19 protein-coding genes are annotated in these 18,205 nt (G+C 60.7%); 3 read left to right on the top strand and 16 right to left on the bottom strand.

What is annotated here, in order from left to right; translation table 11 throughout:
• Position 1: 1 nt before the first annotated feature.
• The 9 genes from A6U98_RS08915 to A6U98_RS08875 all read right to left on the bottom strand — a co-directional run bounded on the left by A6U98_RS08915 (position 2) and on the right by A6U98_RS08875 (position 10,602).
• Positions 2–733 carry a nucleotidyltransferase family protein gene (locus tag A6U98_RS08915; RefSeq protein ID WP_064649328.1) on the bottom strand — a complete coding sequence of 244 codons (732 nt, stop codon included), beginning with the start codon at positions 731–733 and terminating at the stop codon, positions 2–4.
• A gap of 13 nt (positions 734–746) precedes the next feature.
• A complete protein-coding gene (tsaE, locus tag A6U98_RS08910) occupies positions 747–2,264 on the bottom strand; it encodes a tRNA (adenosine(37)-N6)-threonylcarbamoyltransferase complex ATPase subunit type 1 TsaE (protein WP_064649326.1) in 1,518 nt (505 codons plus the stop codon).
• On the bottom strand, positions 2,261–4,846 hold the full coding sequence (locus A6U98_RS08905) for a PAS domain-containing sensor histidine kinase (protein WP_064649324.1): 2,586 nt from the start codon (positions 4,844–4,846) through the stop codon (positions 2,261–2,263). The genes tsaE and A6U98_RS08905 overlap by 4 nt, the downstream gene beginning before the upstream one ends.
• A gap of 203 nt (positions 4,847–5,049) precedes the next feature.
• On the bottom strand, positions 5,050–6,450 hold the full coding sequence (gene ahcY, locus A6U98_RS08900) for an adenosylhomocysteinase (protein WP_064649321.1): 1,401 nt from the start codon (positions 6,448–6,450) through the stop codon (positions 5,050–5,052).
• A gap of 157 nt (positions 6,451–6,607) precedes the next feature.
• Positions 6,608–6,883, bottom strand: coding sequence for an HPr family phosphocarrier protein (locus A6U98_RS08895; RefSeq protein WP_064649319.1), 276 nt, complete (start codon positions 6,881–6,883; stop codon positions 6,608–6,610).
• A gap of 9 nt (positions 6,884–6,892) precedes the next feature.
• Positions 6,893–7,294 carry a PTS sugar transporter subunit IIA gene (locus A6U98_RS08890; protein ID WP_003544139.1) on the bottom strand — a complete coding sequence of 134 codons (402 nt, stop codon included), beginning with the start codon at positions 7,292–7,294 and terminating at the stop codon, positions 6,893–6,895.
• 148 nt (positions 7,295–7,442) lie between these two features.
• Positions 7,443–7,895, bottom strand: coding sequence for a serine/threonine protein kinase (locus tag A6U98_RS08885; RefSeq protein WP_064649317.1), 453 nt, complete (start codon positions 7,893–7,895; stop codon positions 7,443–7,445).
• Entirely contained in the window at positions 7,892–9,682 is a 1,791-nt protein-coding gene (locus A6U98_RS08880; RefSeq protein ID WP_064649315.1) for a sensor histidine kinase, read from the bottom strand. The genes A6U98_RS08885 and A6U98_RS08880 overlap by 4 nt, the downstream gene beginning before the upstream one ends.
• Positions 9,683–9,867: 185 nt before the next feature.
• Positions 9,868–10,602, bottom strand: a complete 735-nt coding sequence (locus A6U98_RS08875) for a response regulator transcription factor (protein ID WP_011649862.1) — start codon at positions 10,600–10,602, stop codon at positions 9,868–9,870.
• 337 nt (positions 10,603–10,939) lie between these two features.
• Between A6U98_RS08875 and A6U98_RS08870 the strand changes: the two genes are divergently transcribed.
• From A6U98_RS08870 to A6U98_RS08860, 3 genes are all read left to right on the top strand, one after another.
• Positions 10,940–12,550: a phosphoenolpyruvate carboxykinase gene (locus A6U98_RS08870; RefSeq protein WP_064649313.1), complete on the top strand. Its 1,611-nt coding sequence runs from the start codon at positions 10,940–10,942 to the stop codon at positions 12,548–12,550.
• A 204-nt stretch (positions 12,551–12,754) separates the two neighbouring features.
• The gene (gene arfB, locus A6U98_RS08865) at positions 12,755–13,195 is read left to right on the top strand and encodes an alternative ribosome rescue aminoacyl-tRNA hydrolase ArfB (protein ID WP_064649311.1); all 441 of its coding nucleotides are present in this window, start codon (positions 12,755–12,757) and stop codon (positions 13,193–13,195) included.
• 1 nt (position 13,196) lies between these two features.
• Entirely contained in the window at positions 13,197–13,808 is a 612-nt protein-coding gene (locus A6U98_RS08860; RefSeq protein ID WP_064649309.1) for an alpha-ketoglutarate-dependent dioxygenase AlkB, read from the top strand.
• Between the two features lie 13 nt (positions 13,809–13,821).
• On the opposite strand, the gene coaA is transcribed toward A6U98_RS08860, so the two are convergent.
• The 7 genes from coaA to hisH all read right to left on the bottom strand — a co-directional run bounded on the left by coaA (position 13,822) and on the right by hisH (position 18,205).
• Positions 13,822–14,817 (bottom strand): type I pantothenate kinase, encoded by a 996-nt coding sequence (coaA, locus tag A6U98_RS08855; protein ID WP_064649307.1) that lies wholly within the window; start codon positions 14,815–14,817, stop codon positions 13,822–13,824.
• Complete coding sequence (locus tag A6U98_RS08850; RefSeq protein ID WP_064649305.1) at positions 14,814–15,137, bottom strand: phosphoribosyl-ATP diphosphatase; 324 nt, start codon at positions 15,135–15,137, stop codon at positions 14,814–14,816. Before A6U98_RS08850 ends, coaA begins: the two co-directional genes overlap by 4 nt.
• 17 nt (positions 15,138–15,154) lie before the next feature.
• The gene (hisF, locus tag A6U98_RS08845; RefSeq protein WP_011649867.1) at positions 15,155–15,943 is read right to left on the bottom strand and encodes an imidazole glycerol phosphate synthase subunit HisF; all 789 of its coding nucleotides are present in this window, start codon (positions 15,941–15,943) and stop codon (positions 15,155–15,157) included.
• Positions 15,944–16,690, bottom strand: coding sequence for a 1-(5-phosphoribosyl)-5-[(5-phosphoribosylamino)methylideneamino]imidazole-4-carboxamide isomerase (gene hisA / locus A6U98_RS08840; protein WP_064649303.1), 747 nt, complete (start codon positions 16,688–16,690; stop codon positions 15,944–15,946). It abuts the gene before it with no gap.
• 6 nt (positions 16,691–16,696) lie between these two features.
• The gene (locus tag A6U98_RS08835) at positions 16,697–17,254 is read right to left on the bottom strand and encodes a hypothetical protein (RefSeq protein ID WP_064649301.1); all 558 of its coding nucleotides are present in this window, start codon (positions 17,252–17,254) and stop codon (positions 16,697–16,699) included.
• Positions 17,251–17,433, bottom strand: a complete 183-nt coding sequence (locus tag A6U98_RS08830; protein ID WP_029768237.1) for a hypothetical protein — start codon at positions 17,431–17,433, stop codon at positions 17,251–17,253. Before A6U98_RS08830 ends, A6U98_RS08835 begins: the two co-directional genes overlap by 4 nt.
• Before the next feature lie 121 nt (positions 17,434–17,554).
• Positions 17,555–18,205 (bottom strand): imidazole glycerol phosphate synthase subunit HisH, encoded by a 651-nt coding sequence (gene hisH, locus A6U98_RS08825; protein WP_064649298.1) that lies wholly within the window; start codon positions 18,203–18,205, stop codon positions 17,555–17,557.

The raw sequence follows: 18,205 nt of genomic DNA, 5'->3' as shown, positions 1-18,205 counted from the left end.
GTCAGGCAAACGCCCGCAACCTGCGGATCGTTTCCTCCGCCTCGCCGATCGCCTCCGGCGTGCCGACCGTCAGCCAATGGCCTTCGAGCACCATGCCGAAAAGCCGTCCGCGTGCGATCGCCTTGTCGAAATAGATATTGAGGTTGAAGGCATCCTTCGGCGCATCGTCGAACAGCGACGGGTTCATGGCGATCGCCCCGGCATAGACGACGGGATTGGACGGATCGTCGCGATAACGCGTCAGCCGGCCATCGGCCGCAAGACTGAAGTCGTTCTTGCCATTGTGACCCGTCGTATCCTCGATCCCAACGCAAAGCAGCGCCATATCCATGCGTTCGGCATCGAAGAATCCGGCTAAGCGTTCCAGGTTCGTCGGCCGCCCCTGCTGTTCGCCGATCCAGAAGAGATCGGCGTTCATGACGAAGATATTGTCGCGAGTAAGCAGCCTCAGCCCCTTCGCCAAGCCGCCGCCGGAATTCATCAGTGCGTCCCGCTCGTCTGATATGACGATGTCGAGGCCGTGATAATTCCCGAGATGCTCGAACATCTGGTCGGCGTGATGGTGAACGTTGACGACGGCGCGTTCGATGCCGGCCGCCACCAGCGAATCCAGCGTGTAGTCGATCATGGGCTTGCCGTCGATTTTCACCAGCGGCTTCGGGATCGTATCGGTGATCGGGCGCATGCGGGTTCCGAGACCCGCGGCCAGTACCATGGCTTGTCTGATGGTCATTCTGATCCGGAACTTATGATTCGCTCTGGCCTATTCCAGCCCTTGCGCACCAATCGCGCAAGGGGGCAAGCGTTTCATGCTCAAGCGCGACGTTCAGATAGGAAAGCGTGCGCGGCATATGTTTCAGATAGCCCGGCTTGCCGTCGCGCTGCAACAGGCGCACCCAGAGGCCGGCAAGCTTGCAATTGCGCTGCGCCGACATGATCGCCCAGGCTTTCATAAATCCGACTTCGTCGAAACCGCCCTCCGCGCGCCGAAGCGTCAGATAATCATCCATCAGCTGCCGGAAGAGGTCCGGCTCGATCGTTACGCGCGCATCCTGGACGATCGAGGCAAGGTCATAAGCCGTGGGGCCAATCATCGCGTCTTGGAAATCGATGAGGCCGATCCGTTCGACGCCTTTCGCATGCGGTCTCCAGATGATATTCGGCGAGTGGAAGTCGCGCAGCAGCAGGTTCTTCTCGGCCGTTGCGAGTTCGTCGATGAGTGTATCCCAGATCGCCAGATAATCCGCGCGTTCGGCTTCGGTTGCAGGTGCGCCCTGGCGCTTCCAGGGCAGGTGCCAGTCGAGCACCAGCCGCACCTCCATCTTCATTGCCGTACGGTCGAAAGCAGGAATATGATGGACATGCCCCTTTCCAACTGGGATCTCGTGCGGAAATTTCAGGGCGTGCAGTCTGGCCAGGCAGGCAACGCTTTCGCGATAGCGTTCGATAATAGGCTGTCCGCGGGCGTCCAGCACGCCGTCACTGCCGAGATCTTCGATCAGCAGGATACCCCTGTTATAATCCACCTTGTAGACTTCGGGCGCGGCAAAGCCGTCCTTGCGCAGCGCATCGGCGATCGCCACGAACGGATAGGCGTTTTCGGCAAGATGCGCGACTTTGGGATAGGGTTTACCGTCGAGAACCGGCGGGCCTTCGGCAAGAGGCGGCCAGTCCATCAGGATGATGCGCTGGTTCTCGGCCTTCGGATAGATCGCCTCATAGGCGCGCAGCGAGGCATCGCCGGTCAGGAAGCGGCGTTTCGCTTCGGGGTAACCTACACCGTCAAGGAAATCGCGGATCGCCAGGACACGGCGGATGCGTGAATCTTGTGCGCCCGCGGCTCTGATTGTCGCCCGCCGGCCGTTGCCCTCATGTTCCAGCGTCAGTGCGATGCGCTGAGTGGGCAGCTCGCTCTCAGCCATCTCCGGCCATTCGACGAGACAGATGCCGTTCTGCAGAGCCTCGTCGAAGCCGAGTTCGGTCAGTTCGGCGGGATCGCCGAGCCGGTAGAGATCGAAATGCGAAATGAGGATGCGCAGATCGTAGGACTGCACCAGCGTGAAGGTCGGGCTCGGGACCTCGAGCTCTTCGTCATCGGCGATGGCGCGAAGAATCGCCCGGGCGAGCGAGGATTTCCCCGCGCCGAGATCGCCGGAAAGGGCAAGGCAATCGCCGGCTTTCAGGGCCAGCGCCAAGTCTTCGCCGAGGCGGATGGTGGCCGCCTCGTCTTTCAGGAAAAGCGAGATCGCATCGCTGGTGGTCATTCGGCGGCGGCGGAATGCGGTACATCGACCGAGGGGATACGGCAGACGACAGTCGTGCCCTTGCCCGGCTCGCTGTCGATCGTCACATCGCCATGATGCAGGCTGACGAAGCTGTCGACGATCGAGAGGCCGAGGCCGGCGCCGCCGCGTTTGCCGCTTTTCGCCCCCGTGGCAAAACGGTCGAAGACGGTCGCGATCATGTCAGGTGAGATGCCGGGGCCGCGATCGCTGACGGCGAAGACGAAATCCGTGCCTTCGCGATGGCATTCCAGCGAGATCGAGGTACCTTCGGGCGAGAAATTCGCCGCATTGGACAGAAGCTTCAGAAGGATCTGCTTCAGCCGCTGCGGATCGGCAACGATCGAGCCGAGATAGGCGGGTGCGGTGATTTCTAGCGCCACGCCACTTTCGTGGAGGCGATCGGCGATCTGCATCGACACGTCGTCGAGCAGGTCGTTGAGATCGATATCCGCATAATTGAGACGCATGATACCGGCGTCGACGGTCGCTAGGTCGAGAATATCGTTGACGAGCGTCAACAGAACCGAGGACGAGGTCGAGATGTGGTCGATATATTCGGCCTGCCGTTCGGTAAGCGGCCCGACACCCGGCGTGCGCAGGAGATCGGTGAAGCCGATAATGTTGGTCAGTGGCGAACGCAGCTCATAGGAAACGTGCTGGACGAAGTCGTTCTTCAGCTCGTCGGCCTTGCGCAACGCTTCGTTCTTCTCGGTCAGCGCGCGCTCGGCACGCACGCTGTCCGTCATGTTGACGAAGGTCAGCATGGTCTGCGCGTTCGGCAACGGGATGACGGCGTAGTCGAGCACGAGGCCGGAGAAGAGTTCCAGCGTTCCTTGGCCCGAGCGGCGTTCGTCGTCGAAGCTGGTGATCAGTTCCGCGAAGGTCTTCCAGCCGTCCGGCCGGTCATAGGACGGCGCGCAGGCCTCGCCCAGCGCACGGATATGGGTGCCGGGCTTGGCTTCGGTTTCGGTGATCCCCCAGAGCGCACGGAAGGCCGGGTTGGAAAGGCGGATGCGTCCATCAGGGCCGAACACCGCCACACCTTCGGAAAGATGGTCGATCGTTTCGCCCTGCACCTTGACCAGCGTGTTGTAGCGCGTTTCGAGATCGACCTGCTCGGTCAGGTTTTCGAACACCCAGGTGGCGCCACCCTGGGGATGGGCGGTCGCAAAGACCCGCAACGTCTGCCCGTTCGGCAGGTGCCAGAGATCGGATTGCGTGTCGAGGGCGCGATAGACGGAAAGCGCGGCTTCCTTCCAGCTTTTCCAGTTGAGCTGGTCCGGCAGCTTCTTGGCCGCCCGCAGCCGCTCGAGCAGCTCGCTATTGTCCGGTCGGCCTTCGAGGAAGGCGATATCCAGCTCCCAGAGCGCGACGAAGGCCTGGTTGTAGAATTGCAGCCGGCGGTCGCCGTCGAAGATGGCAACCGGCGTGGCGAGATGGTCGAGCGTTTCGGCATGGCTCTTCAGCGTCCGTTCCAGCTCGGCGCGTACTGCCTCTATGTCGGACACATCGATCGCGATGCCGGCCGAGCCGCCGGGAACTCTGACGTCGACGACGTCGAAGAATGTGCGGTTGCCGTGCACGACCGTCGAGATCTTGTCGTGGAAGGGCGATTCCGGCGTCGTCGTGGCGCGAATGCGTTCGCGCGCCACGGTCGTCAGCATCTCGCGGCCTTCATTGATCGCCTGCTGCGGCGATCGCGCTTCGACCGCCTCGCCATAAGCCTGGTTGACCCAGGTGAGGCGGCCCACCGGATCGCGCTGCCAAGCCGGCATGTCGATCGCGTCGAGCATGGTCTGGAAGGCGGAGATCGAGGTCATCAGCCGGTCGCGTTCAATCCTGAGCTCTGCGAGCTCGGCGCGCAGATTGTTGAGCGCCACGAAACGGACGAAGGCCCGCCCGCCGGAAACCCGGCCCTGCGCCTCCAGGATTTCGTCGCGGATGGTTTCGACCACCATGTCGAAGCTCTGCGCCTCGTCGCGCAGCCGGTCGATCGCCTTTTCCAGCTCGGAAGCCGAACGTGACTTCAGCCACAGGCCGAAGGCCAGGAATTCGCCGTCCTGCGGCGCGCCGGTCTCAGGCGGAAGCTGGCCGAGCAGTTCAGGGCGCGCATTGCCGTCCCAGATGACGATCCGCCGGTTCTTGTCGGCGATCAGAGCCTGGTATTGCGAAATACGCTGCTGGGCATCGGAGAGCGCCGAACGGATTTCCCGGCTCTCGTTTTCCAGGTTGCCGCGCTGGCGCACGAGCCACAGCGTCGACAGCAGTGCTGCCGATATGACGCCGATGACGACGGAAACACCGATCACCTGCGAGGATGTGAAGAGATGAGCCGTGGCCGCCGCCTGCTGCTCCGCCTGTGCCAGAGCCGGCCACGCCAGGGTGGCAAGCGCCGTGCCGGTCGCGCAGCTTTTCAGGAAGCGCGCCAATGGTCCGTGCTCTTGCTTTGCGGCCTCGTGTGCCGTTGCAGATCTATATCCTTGGCCTGCCATAAGCAGGCGGCGATCGGCGCGAGCGCGATCATCCGCCTGACCGGGCAGGCTGCTTTTCATTTCCGACATCCGCGGTATGTCTCCGTCCTTCAATGTGCCGCATTACGACAAGACATCCCATTTTCGCGGCGGTCGGACAGGGTCCGGCGCCACGAATCAAGTCTTAAAACAATACTTCGGAAGGGAATCGGCGGGAAGGGAGCGCTCAAAAAATAAGCCGCGGCATTTGTCAATGCCGCGGCTTCTACATCTTGTGGATATTAACGATCAGATCAATATCTGTAGTGGTCGGACTTGAACGGGCCCTTCGGCGAGACGCCGATATAGGCAGCCTGTTCCTCAGAAAGCTCAGTCAGCTTCACGCCGAGCTTGTCGAGATGCAGGCGTGCGACCTTCTCGTCGAGATGCTTCGGCAGGATATAGACCTGGTTGGAATACTGGTCGGGCTTGGTGAAGAGCTCGATCTGCGCCAGCGTCTGGTTGGTGAACGAAGCCGACATCACGAAGGACGGATGGCCGGTGGCATTGCCGAGGTTGAGCAGACGGCCTTCGGAAAGAAGGATGATGCGATTGCCCTTGGGGAATTCGATCAGGTCGACCTGCGGCTTGACGTTGGTCCACTTGAGATTGCGCAGTGCAGCGACTTCGATTTCGTTGTCGAAGTGACCGATATTGCCGACGATCGCCATATCCTTCATCGCCCGCATATGGTCGATGCGGATGACGTCCTTGTTGCCGGTGGTGGTGATGAAGATATCGGCCGAGGAAACGACGTCCTCGAGCAGAACGACTTCATAGCCGTCCATCGCAGCCTGCAATGCGCAGATCGGATCGGCTTCGGTCACCTTGACGCGGGCGCCGGCGCCGGAGAGCGAAGCGGCAGAACCCTTGCCGACGTCGCCGTAGCCGCAGACGACGGCAACCTTGCCGGCCATCATGACGTCGGTGCCGCGGCGGATGCCGTCGACCAGCGATTCCTTGCAGCCATACTTGTTGTCGAACTTCGACTTGGTGACCGAGTCGTTGACGTTGATCGCCGGGAAAGGCAGCAGGCCCTTCTGGCTGAGCTGGTAAAGGCGGTTGACGCCGGTCGTCGTTTCCTCGGTGACGCCCTTGATCGCATCGCGCTGCTTGGTGAACCAGCCAGGCGAAGCGGCAAGACGCTTCTTGATCTGTGCGAAGAGGATTTCCTCTTCTTCGGAATGCGGGTGAGACAGCACGTCCTCGCCGGCTTCTGCGCGGGCGCCAAGCAGGATGTACATGGTGGCGTCCCCGCCGTCATCGAGGATCATGTTGGAAAGGCCGCCATCGGCCCACTGGAAGATCTTGTCGGTGTAGACCCAGTAATCCTCGAGCGATTCGCCCTTGATGGCGAAGACAGGCACGCCGGAAGCGGCGATCGCGGCAGCGGCATGATCCTGCGTCGAGAAGATGTTGCACGAGGCCCAGCGGACTTCGGCGCCGAGCGCGACCAGCGTCTCGATGAGCACGGCCGTCTGGATAGTCATATGCAGCGAGCCGGTGATGCGCGCGCCCTTCAGCGGCTTTGCCTGGCCGAATTCGGTGCGGCAGGACATCAGCCCCGGCATTTCGGTTTCGGCGATGGTAATTTCCTTGCGGCCGAAATCCGCAAGCCCGATATCGGCGACGACATAATCTTTTTCAGTGCTCATAGAGGCCTCCAGGCTGAAAAACATCTCAAAATTGGCGCAGGCGCGAAGGATGACCCACGTGCAAGCGCACGGCATGTCCGCCGTTTAGCAGGCTTCGTCGGTGATGGCAATAAGGATATAAAGAAGTCTTTATATGTTTATATGAGCTCGCCGGCGCTCACATTTCCTCGCCGAACCTGTTCTGGATCAGCTGGTCCAGAGCCTCCAGCGCTTCCTTGGCCTGGCTGCCGCTCGCCGAGACGACGACGCTCGAGCCGGGGCTTGCCGCAAGCATCATCAGGCCCATGATGGAGGTTCCGCCGACCGTCATTCCATCCTTGGAAACGGTGATGGCGGCATCGAAGGTCTCGACCATCTGCACGAATTTGGCGGAAGCGCGCGCGTGAAGACCGCGCTTGTTGATGATGAGGAGTTCCCGGGAGAGCGATGTCATGAAGGCCCGTTATTTTCCGCTAAGCACACGGCTCGCGACATTGATATATTTCCGCCCGGCTTCGGAAGCCTCCACCAGCGCCTTCTCCATGTTGTTCTCGCCGCGCACCCCGGCAAGTTTGATCAACATCGGCAGGTTGACGCCGGCAATGACCTCGGTATGGCCGCTGCTCATGACTGATATGGCGAGATTGGACGGCGTGCCGCCGAACATGTCGGTCAGGATGACGACGCCATGGCCATCATCGGCACCGGAAACGGCTTCCAGAATGTCCTGCCGCCTCTGGTCCATGTCGTCTTCGGGGCCAATACAGACCGTCTCGATGAATTTCTGAGGACCGACGACGTGCTCGACAGCATGACGAAACTCTTCAGCCAGCTTGCCATGAGTGACAAGCACAAGTCCGATCATGATATTACTGCTCCCATATACAAACGGTGGCCCCAATATCGCAACGCAGCAATTACGTCCACCGGTGGGGGCACATCTTGGCTATGAAAAGCCGAAGTGCAAGATAAAAATGCGAATATATAAGGCACATTGACCAATCCGGAAGGCCTCAGCGCCCGATATCCGGCACTTTTGCCATCAGGATCGCAAGGGGTGAGGAAACGCCTGTGAGCAACCGCAATGCGGGAAGCGAAAAACCGGCGGCAAGGCTCACCATTTCGCCCTCGGGAGGCACCCGGTTTTCACCGGTAGCGCTGCCCGGAAGCACGGCATAATGCATGGCCGCCCTGGGAATATGGTCCTGACGAACGATGCCGGTGCCGCGAAGTTCGATCAGCCCGCTGATCGACGTTGGGCACGTGGCGATCACCGCGCCGGCCTCTGCTGAGAGAAGAACCTGATCGTCGGCGACCAGCGCCGTGAAAAGTCCGAGCCGGCGCGCCTCGGTCATGCAGGTGAAGGCCAGCATCGATTTTCCCCAGCCGGAGGGGCCGCTGAACAGCAGCCCCGTCTTGCCGACGACGATCGCCGTCGCATGGACGTTGAAATCTGCCTCGGTCATGCTGCGGCGCCGATTGGCAAAGAGAGGATGAAGCGCGCCCCGAGTATATGCCCGCTCTCGGCATCGGTGATGTTTTCGGCTCTCAGCGAACCGCCATGCGCTTCGGCGATCTGCCGGCTGATCGAAAGGCCGAGCCCCGAATTCTGGCCGAAGCCTTCCGCCTCCGGCCGGTCCGTATAGAAGCGCTCGAAGATGCGGTCGATATTTTCCGCCTGGATGCCGGGGCCGTTGTCTTCGATAGTGGTGACGCAGCGCGAGCGTGTCCGCACCAGCCGCACAATAATCTTGCCGCCCTTTTCCGGCACGAAAGAGCGGGCGTTCTCGATCAGGTTGGCGATGATCTGGCCGATGCGTAGATCGTGGCCGTTGACGACGAAGCGCGTCTTGACGTTCGGCTTGCGTTCGATCGCATATTCGATTTCCACCTGCTTCTTGGTGCTCCTGACCTGGCGCGAAACCTCGATGAGGTCGCGCAGCAGCACCTCCATGTCGACGGAGCCGGCATCGACGCGTGCGAGTTCGGCGTCGAGACGGGAGGCGTCGGAGATATCGCTGATCAGCCGGTCGAGGCGGCGGACATCGTGCTGGATGACGTCCATCAGCCGCTTCTTGGAATCGTCGGATCGGGCAAGCGGCAGCGTTTCGACGGCGCTGCGCAGAGAGGTCAGCGGGTTCTTGAGCTCGTGGCTGACATCGGCCGCGAAACTTTCGATCGCATCGATGCGGTCGTAGAGCGCCGTCGTCATCTCGCGCAATGCGATCGAAAGGTTGCCGATTTCATCCTGGCGAGCAGAGAAGTCGGGAATTTCCTCACGCGTCTTGGCGCCGCGGCGAACGCGGATGGCCGCTGCCGAAAGACGGCGAAGCGGATTGGCGATGGTCGACGACAGCACCAGCGAAAGCAGCACGTTGACGAGTGTCGCCACGCCGAAGACACGCATGATGGCAAGCCGCTCGGCATGGACGATATTGTCGATGTCGCCCGCCTGCGTCGACAACAACAGCACGCCGAGCACGGCGCGGAAGCGCTGGATCGGCACGGCGACGGACACGATGAGTTCACCTTTTTCGGTGGTGCGCACGACTGCACCGCGCACGCCGGTGAGCGCGTTCATCACTTCGGGATAGATCGAGCCGTCACCACCCGGCGCTTCCTTATAGAGCGGCAGATTGCCGGGCTGTAACGCCTTGTTGAACAGGGTGGCGAACCACTCGCTCCAGGTCTGTTTCTCTTCCTCCACCGGCGGCAGGTCGAAGCGCAGCACCTGGCCGCGCGAATAGAGATGGCGCGAATCGAGCAGCAGGTTGGCATCGGCATCGAAGATGCGGGCTCGCGTGCGCGTCGGAGAAATCAGCCGGCGCAAGACCGGCGCGACCTTTTCGGGATCGATCGGGAATTCAAGGTCCTCGTCATTCGGCACCGGGGTGATGCTCTGGCCGGCCTGCAACTCGAGCAGCTTCTGCGGATCGATGGTAATCGAGTTGGTATCGACCGACGCGGAGGCCGAAACGGCGCCGGCGATGATTTCGCCCTGCGTCAACAGGCTTTCGGCGCGAGCATCGATCAATCCCTCGCGGAACTGGTTAAGGTAGAGGATGCCGCCGACGAGCACCACCAGCGCGACGAGATTGAAGAACAGGATGCGCCGTGTCAGGCTCGAAAAGACGGCATTGCCGAAGATGCGGCGGATCAGGGTAAAGGGATGCGACCAACGGCGGCCTCGGACGCGACGGGTGCTCACGCCCTCCGCATCGTCCAGATCCCTTTCCTGCACCAACTGTGCCAATGACAGGCCCTTTCGAAGGGCGGGGCCGGATGGACCGGCCCGCAGCCCTCAATATTTCCGACAGCGCCGCGCGTCTTTTCAGACGCGCAAAGGACGCTGTGACATTTTGAACTGCTGCATAATCTAATCCTTAAATCGATGCCGATTTAGGAAATTATGCAGGAGCGCGCTGCGCCGCTCGGGGCTCAGGCTGCTTCGCGGAAGCGGTATCCCACTCCGTAGAGTGTTTCAATCATATCAAAGTCGGTGTCGACCATCTTGAATTTCTTGCGCAGCCGCTTGATGTGGCTGTCGATAGTCCGGTCGTCGACATAGACCTGTTCGTCATAGGCTGCGTCCATCAGCGCGTCGCGGCTTTTGACGACGCCGGGGCGCTGCGCCAGCGAATGCAGGATCAGGAATTCGGTCACCGTCAGGGTCACGGCCTCGCCTTTCCAGGTGCAGGTATGGCGTTCCTGGTCCATGACCAGCTGCCCGCGCTCCAGCGAGCGGGCCTGCTGCACCGCGCCGTTCTTCGGCGCGCCGGTGGGGCTGGTGCCGGCGGCGGCGGCTTCGCGGCTTGACGCGCGGCGCAGGACGGCGCGCACGCGCTCCACCAGCAGACGCTGCGAAAACGGTTTGGTGATGAAATCGTCGGCGCCCATCTTCAGGCCGAAGAGTTCATCGATCTCCTCATCCTTGGAGGTGAGGAAGATGACTGGAATATCCGACTTCTGCCGCAGGCGGCGCAGCAGTTCCATGCCGTCCATGCGCGGCATCTTGATGTCGAAGATCGCCAGCTGCGGCGGTCGCGCCAGCAGGCCGTCGAGCGCCGAAGCACCATCCGTATACGTCTCGACCTTATATCCTTCGGCCTCCAGTGCGATCGACACCGAGGTGAGGATGTTGCGGTCGTCATCAACGAGCGCGATTGTCGGCATGGTGTTGGTCTCCGTCATCAGTGCGCAATCTCCCGGATTTGCTCTCCCCAGGCGGTCTCAGTGACCGGATGCGCTTATGGAGGATAAAGGTGGAACAAATTGTGGCAAAGATAAAGGGGAAGATTGCCGTAAAATTAGAACGCAATCTTAGGTGGTTCTTCCAAATGTTTAAACGTGAGCTATTCAAACGATTTAAAATTATGGCGATAAATTTAAATCGATTAATTGTTTGATATCACTGCATTTTCTCAAGTTTTCCATCTTGTGTTTTAAAATTTCTGCCCGTATTTTCGCGGTTAGTTTTAACGGCAACGCGCCTGAGTGAAGGGAACTAGCCATGGAAATGTTCGGAGTTCATAACCCGGCAATAGAGCTGGCAACGGTTGGATTGGGCGGCGCAGCCAGCGTTCGCTACAACTTTTCCGCCGCCGCGCTCTATGAAGAAGCGATCCGCCGGGGCGAAGCCGAACTGACCGCTCAAGGCGCATTGCGGGCTATTACCGGCCAGCACACGGGCCGTTCGCCGCGCGACAAATTCGTCGTTCGCGATATCAATACCGATGGCGAAATCTGGTGGGACAACAACAAGCCGATCTCGCCGGAGCATTTCGCCGTGCTGCGCGACGATATGCTGTCGCATGCCGCGGGCAAGGAGCTTTTCGTCCAGGATCTCGTCGGCGGCGCCGAGGAAGGCCATGCTCTACCAACCCGCGTCGTGACCGAATTCGCCTGGCATTCGCTGTTCATCCGCAATCTGCTGATCCGCCCTGACACTGCAGCGCTGTCCGGCTTCGTGCCGAAACTGACGATCATCGATCTGCCGAGCTTCAAGGCCGATCCGGTCCGCCACGGCTGCCGTTCGGAAACGGTGATCGCCTGCGATCTCACCAACGGTCTCGTCCTCATCGGCGGCACCTCCTATGCCGGCGAAATGAAGAAATCGGTCTTCACCGTGCTCAACTACCTGCTGCCGGCCAAGGGCGTGATGCCGATGCACTGCTCAGCCAATGTCGGCCCGGACGGTGACGCGGCAGTCTTCTTCGGCCTTTCCGGCACCGGCAAGACGACGCTTTCGGCCGATCCGGCCCGGACGCTGATCGGCGATGACGAACACGGCTGGAGCGAAAACGGCATCTTCAACTTCGAAGGCGGCTGCTACGCCAAGACCATCCGCCTCTCGGCCGAAGCCGAGCCGGAAATCTATGCGACAACGCAGCGCTTCGGCACCGTGCTGGAAAACGTCGTGCTGAATGAAAGCCGCGAGCCGGATTTCGACGACGGGTCGCTGACCGAGAACACCCGTTGCGCCTATCCGATGGACTTCATTCCGAACGCGTCGGAAACGGGCCGTGCCGGGCATCCGAAGACGATCATCATGCTGACCGCCGATGCCTTTGGCGTCATGCCGCCGATCGCCCGATTGACGCCTGATCAGGCGATGTATCACTTCCTCTCCGGCTACACCGCCAAGGTGGCCGGTACCGAAAAGGGTGTCGTCGAACCGGAAGCGACCTTCTCCACTTGCTTCGGCGCGCCCTTCATGCCGCGGCATCCGGCCGAATATGGCAATCTGCTCAAGGAACTGATCGGCCGTCATGGCGTCCAATGCTGGCTTGTCAATACCGGCTGGACCGGCGGCGCCTACGGCACCGGCAAGCGCATGCCGATCAAGGCGACGCGTGCGCTCCTCGCTGCCGCTCTGAGCGGCGAACTTGGACAAGCCGAATTCCGTGCTGACACGAACTTCGGCTTCGCCGTGCCCGTCTCCGTCGACGGTGTCGATGGCAGCATTCTCGATCCGCGCTCGACCTGGGCCGACAAGGCAGCCTATGACGCGCAGGCCGAAAAACTGGTCTCGATGTTCATCGCGAACTTCGCCAAGTTCGAAAATCATGTCGACGGCGGTGTCCGTGATGCGGCCCCCGGCGTGAAGGTCGCCGCCGAATAAGGCGAACAAGCAATTCCAGCAAAAGTGCGCAGCGGTTTTGCGTCCGGAATTGCGTGAAAACAAAAGTTAGAGCATTCCGTACTTCCAAGAAGAACGGAATGCTCCCGTTTCTGACTCACGTGAAACCCGGCATCGCAGGATTGCCGGGTTTCTTGATCATGGCCTATATTTTCAATTCGCCGTTGATGTGAGATAGAACGCCGCATGGCCAGCGACGCGCTCTATATCGATGACAGGATCACCATCGCGGGATGGGAGCTGACGGAACAGTTCGTTCTGGCGGGCGGCCCCGGCGGGCAGAATGTCAACAAGGTCTCGACCGCGGTCCAGCTGTTCTTCAACATCCCGAATTCGCCGTCCCTGAACGATCGTGTCAAAACCAATGCGATCAAGCTCGCCGGCCGGCGGTTGTCGAAGGATGGCGTGCTGATGATCGAGGCGAGCCGGTTTCGCAGCCAGGACCGCAACCGGGAGGATGCGCGTGACCGGCTCAAGGAACTGATCCTCGAGGCCGCCAAGCCGCCGCCGCCGCCGCGCAAGAAGACCAGGCCAACCAAGGGTTCGGTCGAACGCCGCCTGAAGGAAAAATCCGGTCGCTCGGAAGTCAAGAAAATGCGCGGCCGCCCCGGCGGCAGTGGTGAGTGACATGCCGGAGCTCTTGAACGGCATCCGCCATCTCCCTGGCTATCTCGACCGGTCGCGTCAGGAAGCATTGGTCGAGGTGATCCGCACCGTCGTCGCCGAAGCGCCGCTTTATGTGCCCGCCATGCCCGGCACCGGCAAGCCGATGTCCGTGCGCATGACCAATTGCGGGCCGCTCGGCTGGGTGACGGACAAAGAGCGCGGCTATCGCTACCAGCCGACACACCCTGCAACCGGCAGACCCTGGCCCGAAATGCCGCAGCAATTGCTCGATATTTGGAATGACGTTTCGGGTTACGACAAGCCGCCGGAAGCCTGCCTCGTCAATTTCTACGCCGACGAAGCGCGCATGGGCTTGCATCAGGACAAGGACGAACAGGATCTCAAAGCCCCGGTCGTCTCGATCTCGCTCGGCAACAGCTGCCTCTTTCGCGTCGGCGGCCTCAGCCGCAATGATCCTACGCTATCTTTCAAGCTTTCGAGCGGTGATCTGGTCGTACTGGGCGGCGAGGGGAGGCTTTGTTTCCACGGTGTCGATCGTATCCATCCGGCGACTTCGACGCTGCTGAAGAATGGCGGCCGCATCAATCTGACGCTTCGCCGCGTCAATCCCTAAAATATAGGCGTCGCTATAGTTTTCGCAGCGCGACCTGTTCGATCAGGTGATCCTTACCCTTTTTCAGGATGAGATCGGCGCGTGGGCGCGTCGGCAGAATGTTCTGCCGCAGGTTTTTCAGGTTGATGTTTGCCCAAAGATCCTCGGCGATATCAAGCGCTTCCGCGTCGTTGATCGAGGCATAGCGATGGAAATAGGAATTCGGATCGCGGAAGGCGGTCTCGCGCAGCCGCATGAAGCGCGTGACATACCAGTTGTGGATCTCGTCTTCGGCGGCATCGATATAGATCGAGAAGTCGAAGAAGTCGGAGACCATCGGCACGATCCTGCCGCCGGCAGGCAGGTCGCGCGACTGCAGCACGTTGATGCCTTCGAAGATCAGGATATCGGGCCGGTCGACGAGCTTGTATTCGTCCGGCAGCACGTCGTAGACGAGGTGCGAATAGCTGGGTGCCTTCACATCCGGCCGCCCGGCCTTGATCGCCGAGAGGAAACGCAGGATCGAAGCCGTGTCGTAGCTTTCCGGAAAGCCTTTGCGCTGCATCAGCTTTTCCCGCTGCAGCACGGCGTTCGGATGAAGGAAGCCGTCGGTGGTGACGAGATCGACCTTCGGGCTGGAAGGCCAGCGCCCCAGGAGCTCCTTGAGGATACGGGCGGTGGTCGATTTTCCCACAGCGACCGAGCCGGCAATGCCGATGACGAAGGGCGTCTTCGTCACATCAGACAGGCTGAGGAAGCGGTTGCGCTGTTCGAAAAGCATCTGCGAGGATTCGACATGTGCCGAGAGCAGCCGCGACAGCGACAGATAGATGCGCCGGACCTCGTCGAGATCGATCGGATCGCCCATCGAACGCAGCCGTTTGACCTCGTCGCTCGTCAGCGTCAACGGCGTATCGGCGCGGAATTTCGCCCATTGCTCGGAAGAGAAGAAGTGGTAGGGCGAATAGGATTCCGACTGGAAATGATCCAACGTTTCCGGCACCCCGATAATCTCAGTCGCGATACTCATGAACTCTGCCGGCTGGCCTTTTCCTTGACGCCGGACTGCGCGGTTCTGCGCTCGAGTTCGGCCATGACATTCTCTAACGGTATTTCAGCAATCTTCAATACGACCAATAGGTGATAGAGCACATCGGCGGCCTCATAGGTCAGATTGTCGCGGTCGCCGGTCACCGCCGCCATCACGGCTTCGATCGCTTCTTCGCCGAGCTTCTTTGCCGCTTTCGGCTGGCCGGCGGCCACGAGCTTGGCTGTCCAGGATTGCTCCGGCGAGGCTTTCGATCGTTCTGCGACGATGCTTTCGAGATCGGAAAGGGAAAATCCGCTCATAGGTCTGCTTTCAAGGTTCAGTCGAGACGCATGTCGATGCCGCACTTCGACATATAGTGCTTCGCTTCGCTGACGGAATAGGTGCCGAAGTGGAAGATCGATGCGGCAAGCACGGCATTGGCATGGCCTTCCTTCACCCCGGCGACGAGATCGTCGAGATCGCCGACGCCGCCGGACGCGATGACGGGCACACGCACCGCATCGGCGATGGCCCGCGTCAATTCCAGATCGTAGCCGACCTTGGTGCCGTCGCGGTCCATCGAGGTGACCAGCAGCTCACCGGCGCCGCGCGCCACCATTTTCTGGGCGAATTCGACGGCATCGATGCCGGTCGCGTTGCGGCCGCCATGGGTATAGATTTCCCAGGCGCTGAGATTGTCGCCGCCGACTGCCTGCGTGCGCCGGCGCTTGGCGTCGATCGAGACGACGATGCACTGGTCGCCGAACTTGTCGGCTGCCTCGGTGACGAAGTCGGGATTGCTGACGGCTGCCGAATTGATCGAGACCTTGTCGGCACCGCACAGCAACAGCTTGCGGATATCGGCGATGGTGCGCACCCCGCCGCCGACCGTCAGCGGCATGAAACATTGGTCGGCCGTACGCGACACGACATCGAAGATCGTCTCGCGATTGTCCGAGGAGGCGGTGATGTCCAGGAAGCAGAGTTCGTCGGCGCCGGCCGCATCATAGGCCTTCGCGGCTTCGACGGGATCGCCGGCATCGACGAGATTGAGGAAGTTGACGCCCTTGACGACACGGCCGTCCTTGACGTCGAGGCAGGGAATGACGCGGGCCTTGAGGGTCATTTATGCGGTCTCCTTGGCCCGGGCCGCCTTGATCAGCGCCAGCGCTTCCTTGGGATCGATACGGCCGTCATAAAGCGCACGGCCTGAAATCGCCCCTTCCAGCTTCTGCGCATCGGGCTCCAGCATGCGGCGGATATCGTCGAGAGAGGCAAGACCGCCCGAGGCGATGACGGGAATGGAAACGGCGTCGGCAAGTTCCAACGTCGAACTCCAGTTGATGCCGGCCAGAATGCCGTCACGGTCGATATCGGTGTAGATGATCGCGGCGACGCCGGCGCCTTCGAATTTCCTGGCGAGCTCGATGATACCGAGTTCGGAGGCTTCCGCCCAACCCTCGACGGCCACCTTGCCGCCCTTGGCATCGATGCCGACGGCGACATGATCAGGAAATTTCCGGCAGGCCTCGATGACCAGATCAGGATTTCTAACCGCGACGGTGCCGAGAATGACGCGCCGCAGCCCGCGCGACAGCCAGGCCTCGATATGATCGAGCGTGCGAATGCCGCCGCCGAGCTGCACGGGATTGTCCGTTGCCTTCAAGATCGCTTCGACGGCATCGCCATTGGCCGAATGTCCCGCAAAGGCGCCGTCGAGATCGACCACATGCAGCCATTCGAAACCCTGATCTTCGAAGGATCTCGCCTGGGCGGCCGGATCGGTGTTGTAGACTGTCGCCTGCTGCATGTCGCCGAGCTTCAGGCGGACGCATTGGCCGCCTTTCAGGTCGATCGCGGGAAAAAGGATCATGTCGTCTTACGTCCGTAGAGTGGTCGGTACCATCAGCGCATTCCACGCATCTACGATATCCGATTGGAAAAAGACAGCGGCAATGGCCGCCGCGCCGAAAAGCAGAAGGAGGAGCAGGGTGACGGTAAAGCTGGCCCGGACCTGACGCCAGAAGCCCAGGCGCCTCTTGATCGATTTCTCGATGTTTCGTACCTGGCGCAACGCATCGCTGTTGACGGCGGTCAGCCGGATCTGCGGCTCCATCGCCTCGACATAGCTTTCGGCATAACTCGAAAGGATTTGTGAGGCGCGGTCGCGCAGCGTGTTGCGCAGGTCGGTCGAGAGATAATTGCTGTTGACGGCGGCAAGCTCGGCCTCATCGGGCGAACGGCCGGCATTTCGCTTGCGATGGCTGAGAACGAAATCGCGCTTTTGCCGCTCGTAGAGTGCGTAGGCGAGAAGGCCGATCAGATCGTCCTCACCTTCGATATAGAATTCCAGCACCGCCTCGGCGATATCGCCGGCGCTGACGCCGTTTTGCCGCCGGCTCGAACCGTCGTTTGCGGGGAAAGATTCATGGATCATCGGTCCAGCCTTTCTTTCAGCGCCTTGGCTGCGTTGGAAAGCGCCTTCCTATGGATGGCTTCGTCGACACGGCGGATGATCGTGCCGCCGGGAAGCTTGATATCAGAAAAGGGGGGCAAGCCTTCCCTGGAGGGCCGCAACGTGTAGAATACCTTGCCTGATTTCCGTGAAGCCGGCATCGAGCGCACTCCTGTTCCGCCGTTTCCATACAAGGGAAATAAGGCGGCTGTATTAAAAGCCAGCCCTTGGAGCAATTCCAGCAAAAGCGTATGCGGTTTTGCCTATTGCGTGAACAATGCTCTACGGGTTCCAGCGCAGAAAATTGGCGATCAGGGCCAGGCCGAGCTTCTGGCTCTTTTCCGGGTGAAACTGTGCTCCGACCATATTGTCGCGCCCGACGAAAGCGGTCATCGGACCGCCATAGTCGGCCGTTGCAATAACATCCTCGGCGTTTTCGGCGGCAAGATGGTAGGAATGCACGAAATAGGCGTGCAGTCCCTCCGACCCTGTCGGAATTCCTTCGAAGAGCGGATGTTCGCGCTTCAGGTCGAGCGTGTTCCAGCCGATCTGCGGGATCTTGAGTGCCGGATCATCCGGCGTCATCTCGACGACGTTACCGGGAATCCAGCCGAAACCGTGCGTCACGGTCTTCTCGAGGCCGCGCGAGGACATGAGCTGCATGCCGACGCAGATGCCGAGGAACGGCCGCGCCTTCTTCTCGACAGCCTCGATCAGCACCTCGGCCATGTCAGGCACGGCATCGAGGCCGCGCCGGCAATCGGCATAGGCGCCGACACCGGGAAGCACGATGCGATCGGCCGCGGCAACATCCTCCGCTCGGTCGGTGAGATCGATATGGGCATCGATGCCAGCTTCGTGGGCGGCACGCTCGAAAGCCTTGGTCGCCGAGCGCAGGTTACCGGAGCCATAGTCGATAATCGCGACGCGCAT

Origin of the sequence: Rhizobium sp. WYCCWR10014, from assembly GCF_001657485.1 — a bacterium.
Classification (GTDB): Bacteria; Pseudomonadota; Alphaproteobacteria; order Rhizobiales; family Rhizobiaceae; genus Rhizobium.
Note: the sequence above shows the minus strand (reverse complement) of the source record. Positions and strands in the feature narration are given on the sequence as shown.

What these genes read in the sequence shown, in the direction of transcription:
- A6U98_RS08885 (WP_064649317.1), bottom strand. Translation starts at nt 7,895, where the DNA reads ATGACCGAGGCAGATTTCAACGTCCATGCGACGGCGATCGTCGTCGGC.
- A6U98_RS08915 (WP_064649328.1), bottom strand. Translation starts at nt 733, where the DNA reads ATGACCATCAGACAAGCCATGGTACTGGCCGCGGGTCTCGGAACCCGC.
- A6U98_RS08830 (WP_029768237.1), bottom strand. Translation starts at nt 17,433, where the DNA reads ATGCCGGCTTCACGGAAATCAGGCAAGGTATTCTACACGTTGCGGCCC.
- A6U98_RS08835 (WP_064649301.1), bottom strand. Translation starts at nt 17,254, where the DNA reads ATGATCCATGAATCTTTCCCCGCAAACGACGGTTCGAGCCGGCGGCAA.
- ahcY (WP_064649321.1), bottom strand. Translation starts at nt 6,450, where the DNA reads ATGAGCACTGAAAAAGATTATGTCGTCGCCGATATCGGGCTTGCGGAT.
- A6U98_RS08870 (WP_064649313.1), top strand. Translation starts at nt 10,940, where the DNA reads ATGGAAATGTTCGGAGTTCATAACCCGGCAATAGAGCTGGCAACGGTT.
- arfB (WP_064649311.1), top strand. Translation starts at nt 12,755, where the DNA reads ATGGCCAGCGACGCGCTCTATATCGATGACAGGATCACCATCGCGGGA.
- tsaE (WP_064649326.1), bottom strand. Translation starts at nt 2,264, where the DNA reads ATGACCACCAGCGATGCGATCTCGCTTTTCCTGAAAGACGAGGCGGCC.
- A6U98_RS08890 (WP_003544139.1), bottom strand. Translation starts at nt 7,294, where the DNA reads ATGATCGGACTTGTGCTTGTCACTCATGGCAAGCTGGCTGAAGAGTTT.
- hisF (WP_011649867.1), bottom strand. Translation starts at nt 15,943, where the DNA reads ATGACCCTCAAGGCCCGCGTCATTCCCTGCCTCGACGTCAAGGACGGC.
- A6U98_RS08895 (WP_064649319.1), bottom strand. Translation starts at nt 6,883, where the DNA reads ATGACATCGCTCTCCCGGGAACTCCTCATCATCAACAAGCGCGGTCTT.
- A6U98_RS08860 (WP_064649309.1), top strand. Translation starts at nt 13,197, where the DNA reads ATGCCGGAGCTCTTGAACGGCATCCGCCATCTCCCTGGCTATCTCGAC.
- hisH (WP_064649298.1), bottom strand. Translation starts at nt 18,205, where the DNA reads ATGCGCGTCGCGATTATCGACTATGGCTCCGGTAACCTGCGCTCGGCG.
- A6U98_RS08875 (WP_011649862.1), bottom strand. Translation starts at nt 10,602, where the DNA reads ATGCCGACAATCGCGCTCGTTGATGACGACCGCAACATCCTCACCTCG.
- A6U98_RS08850 (WP_064649305.1), bottom strand. Translation starts at nt 15,137, where the DNA reads ATGAGCGGATTTTCCCTTTCCGATCTCGAAAGCATCGTCGCAGAACGA.
- coaA (WP_064649307.1), bottom strand. Translation starts at nt 14,817, where the DNA reads ATGAGTATCGCGACTGAGATTATCGGGGTGCCGGAAACGTTGGATCAT.
- hisA (WP_064649303.1), bottom strand. Translation starts at nt 16,690, where the DNA reads ATGATCCTTTTTCCCGCGATCGACCTGAAAGGCGGCCAATGCGTCCGC.
- A6U98_RS08905 (WP_064649324.1), bottom strand. Translation starts at nt 4,846, where the DNA reads ATGTCGGAAATGAAAAGCAGCCTGCCCGGTCAGGCGGATGATCGCGCT.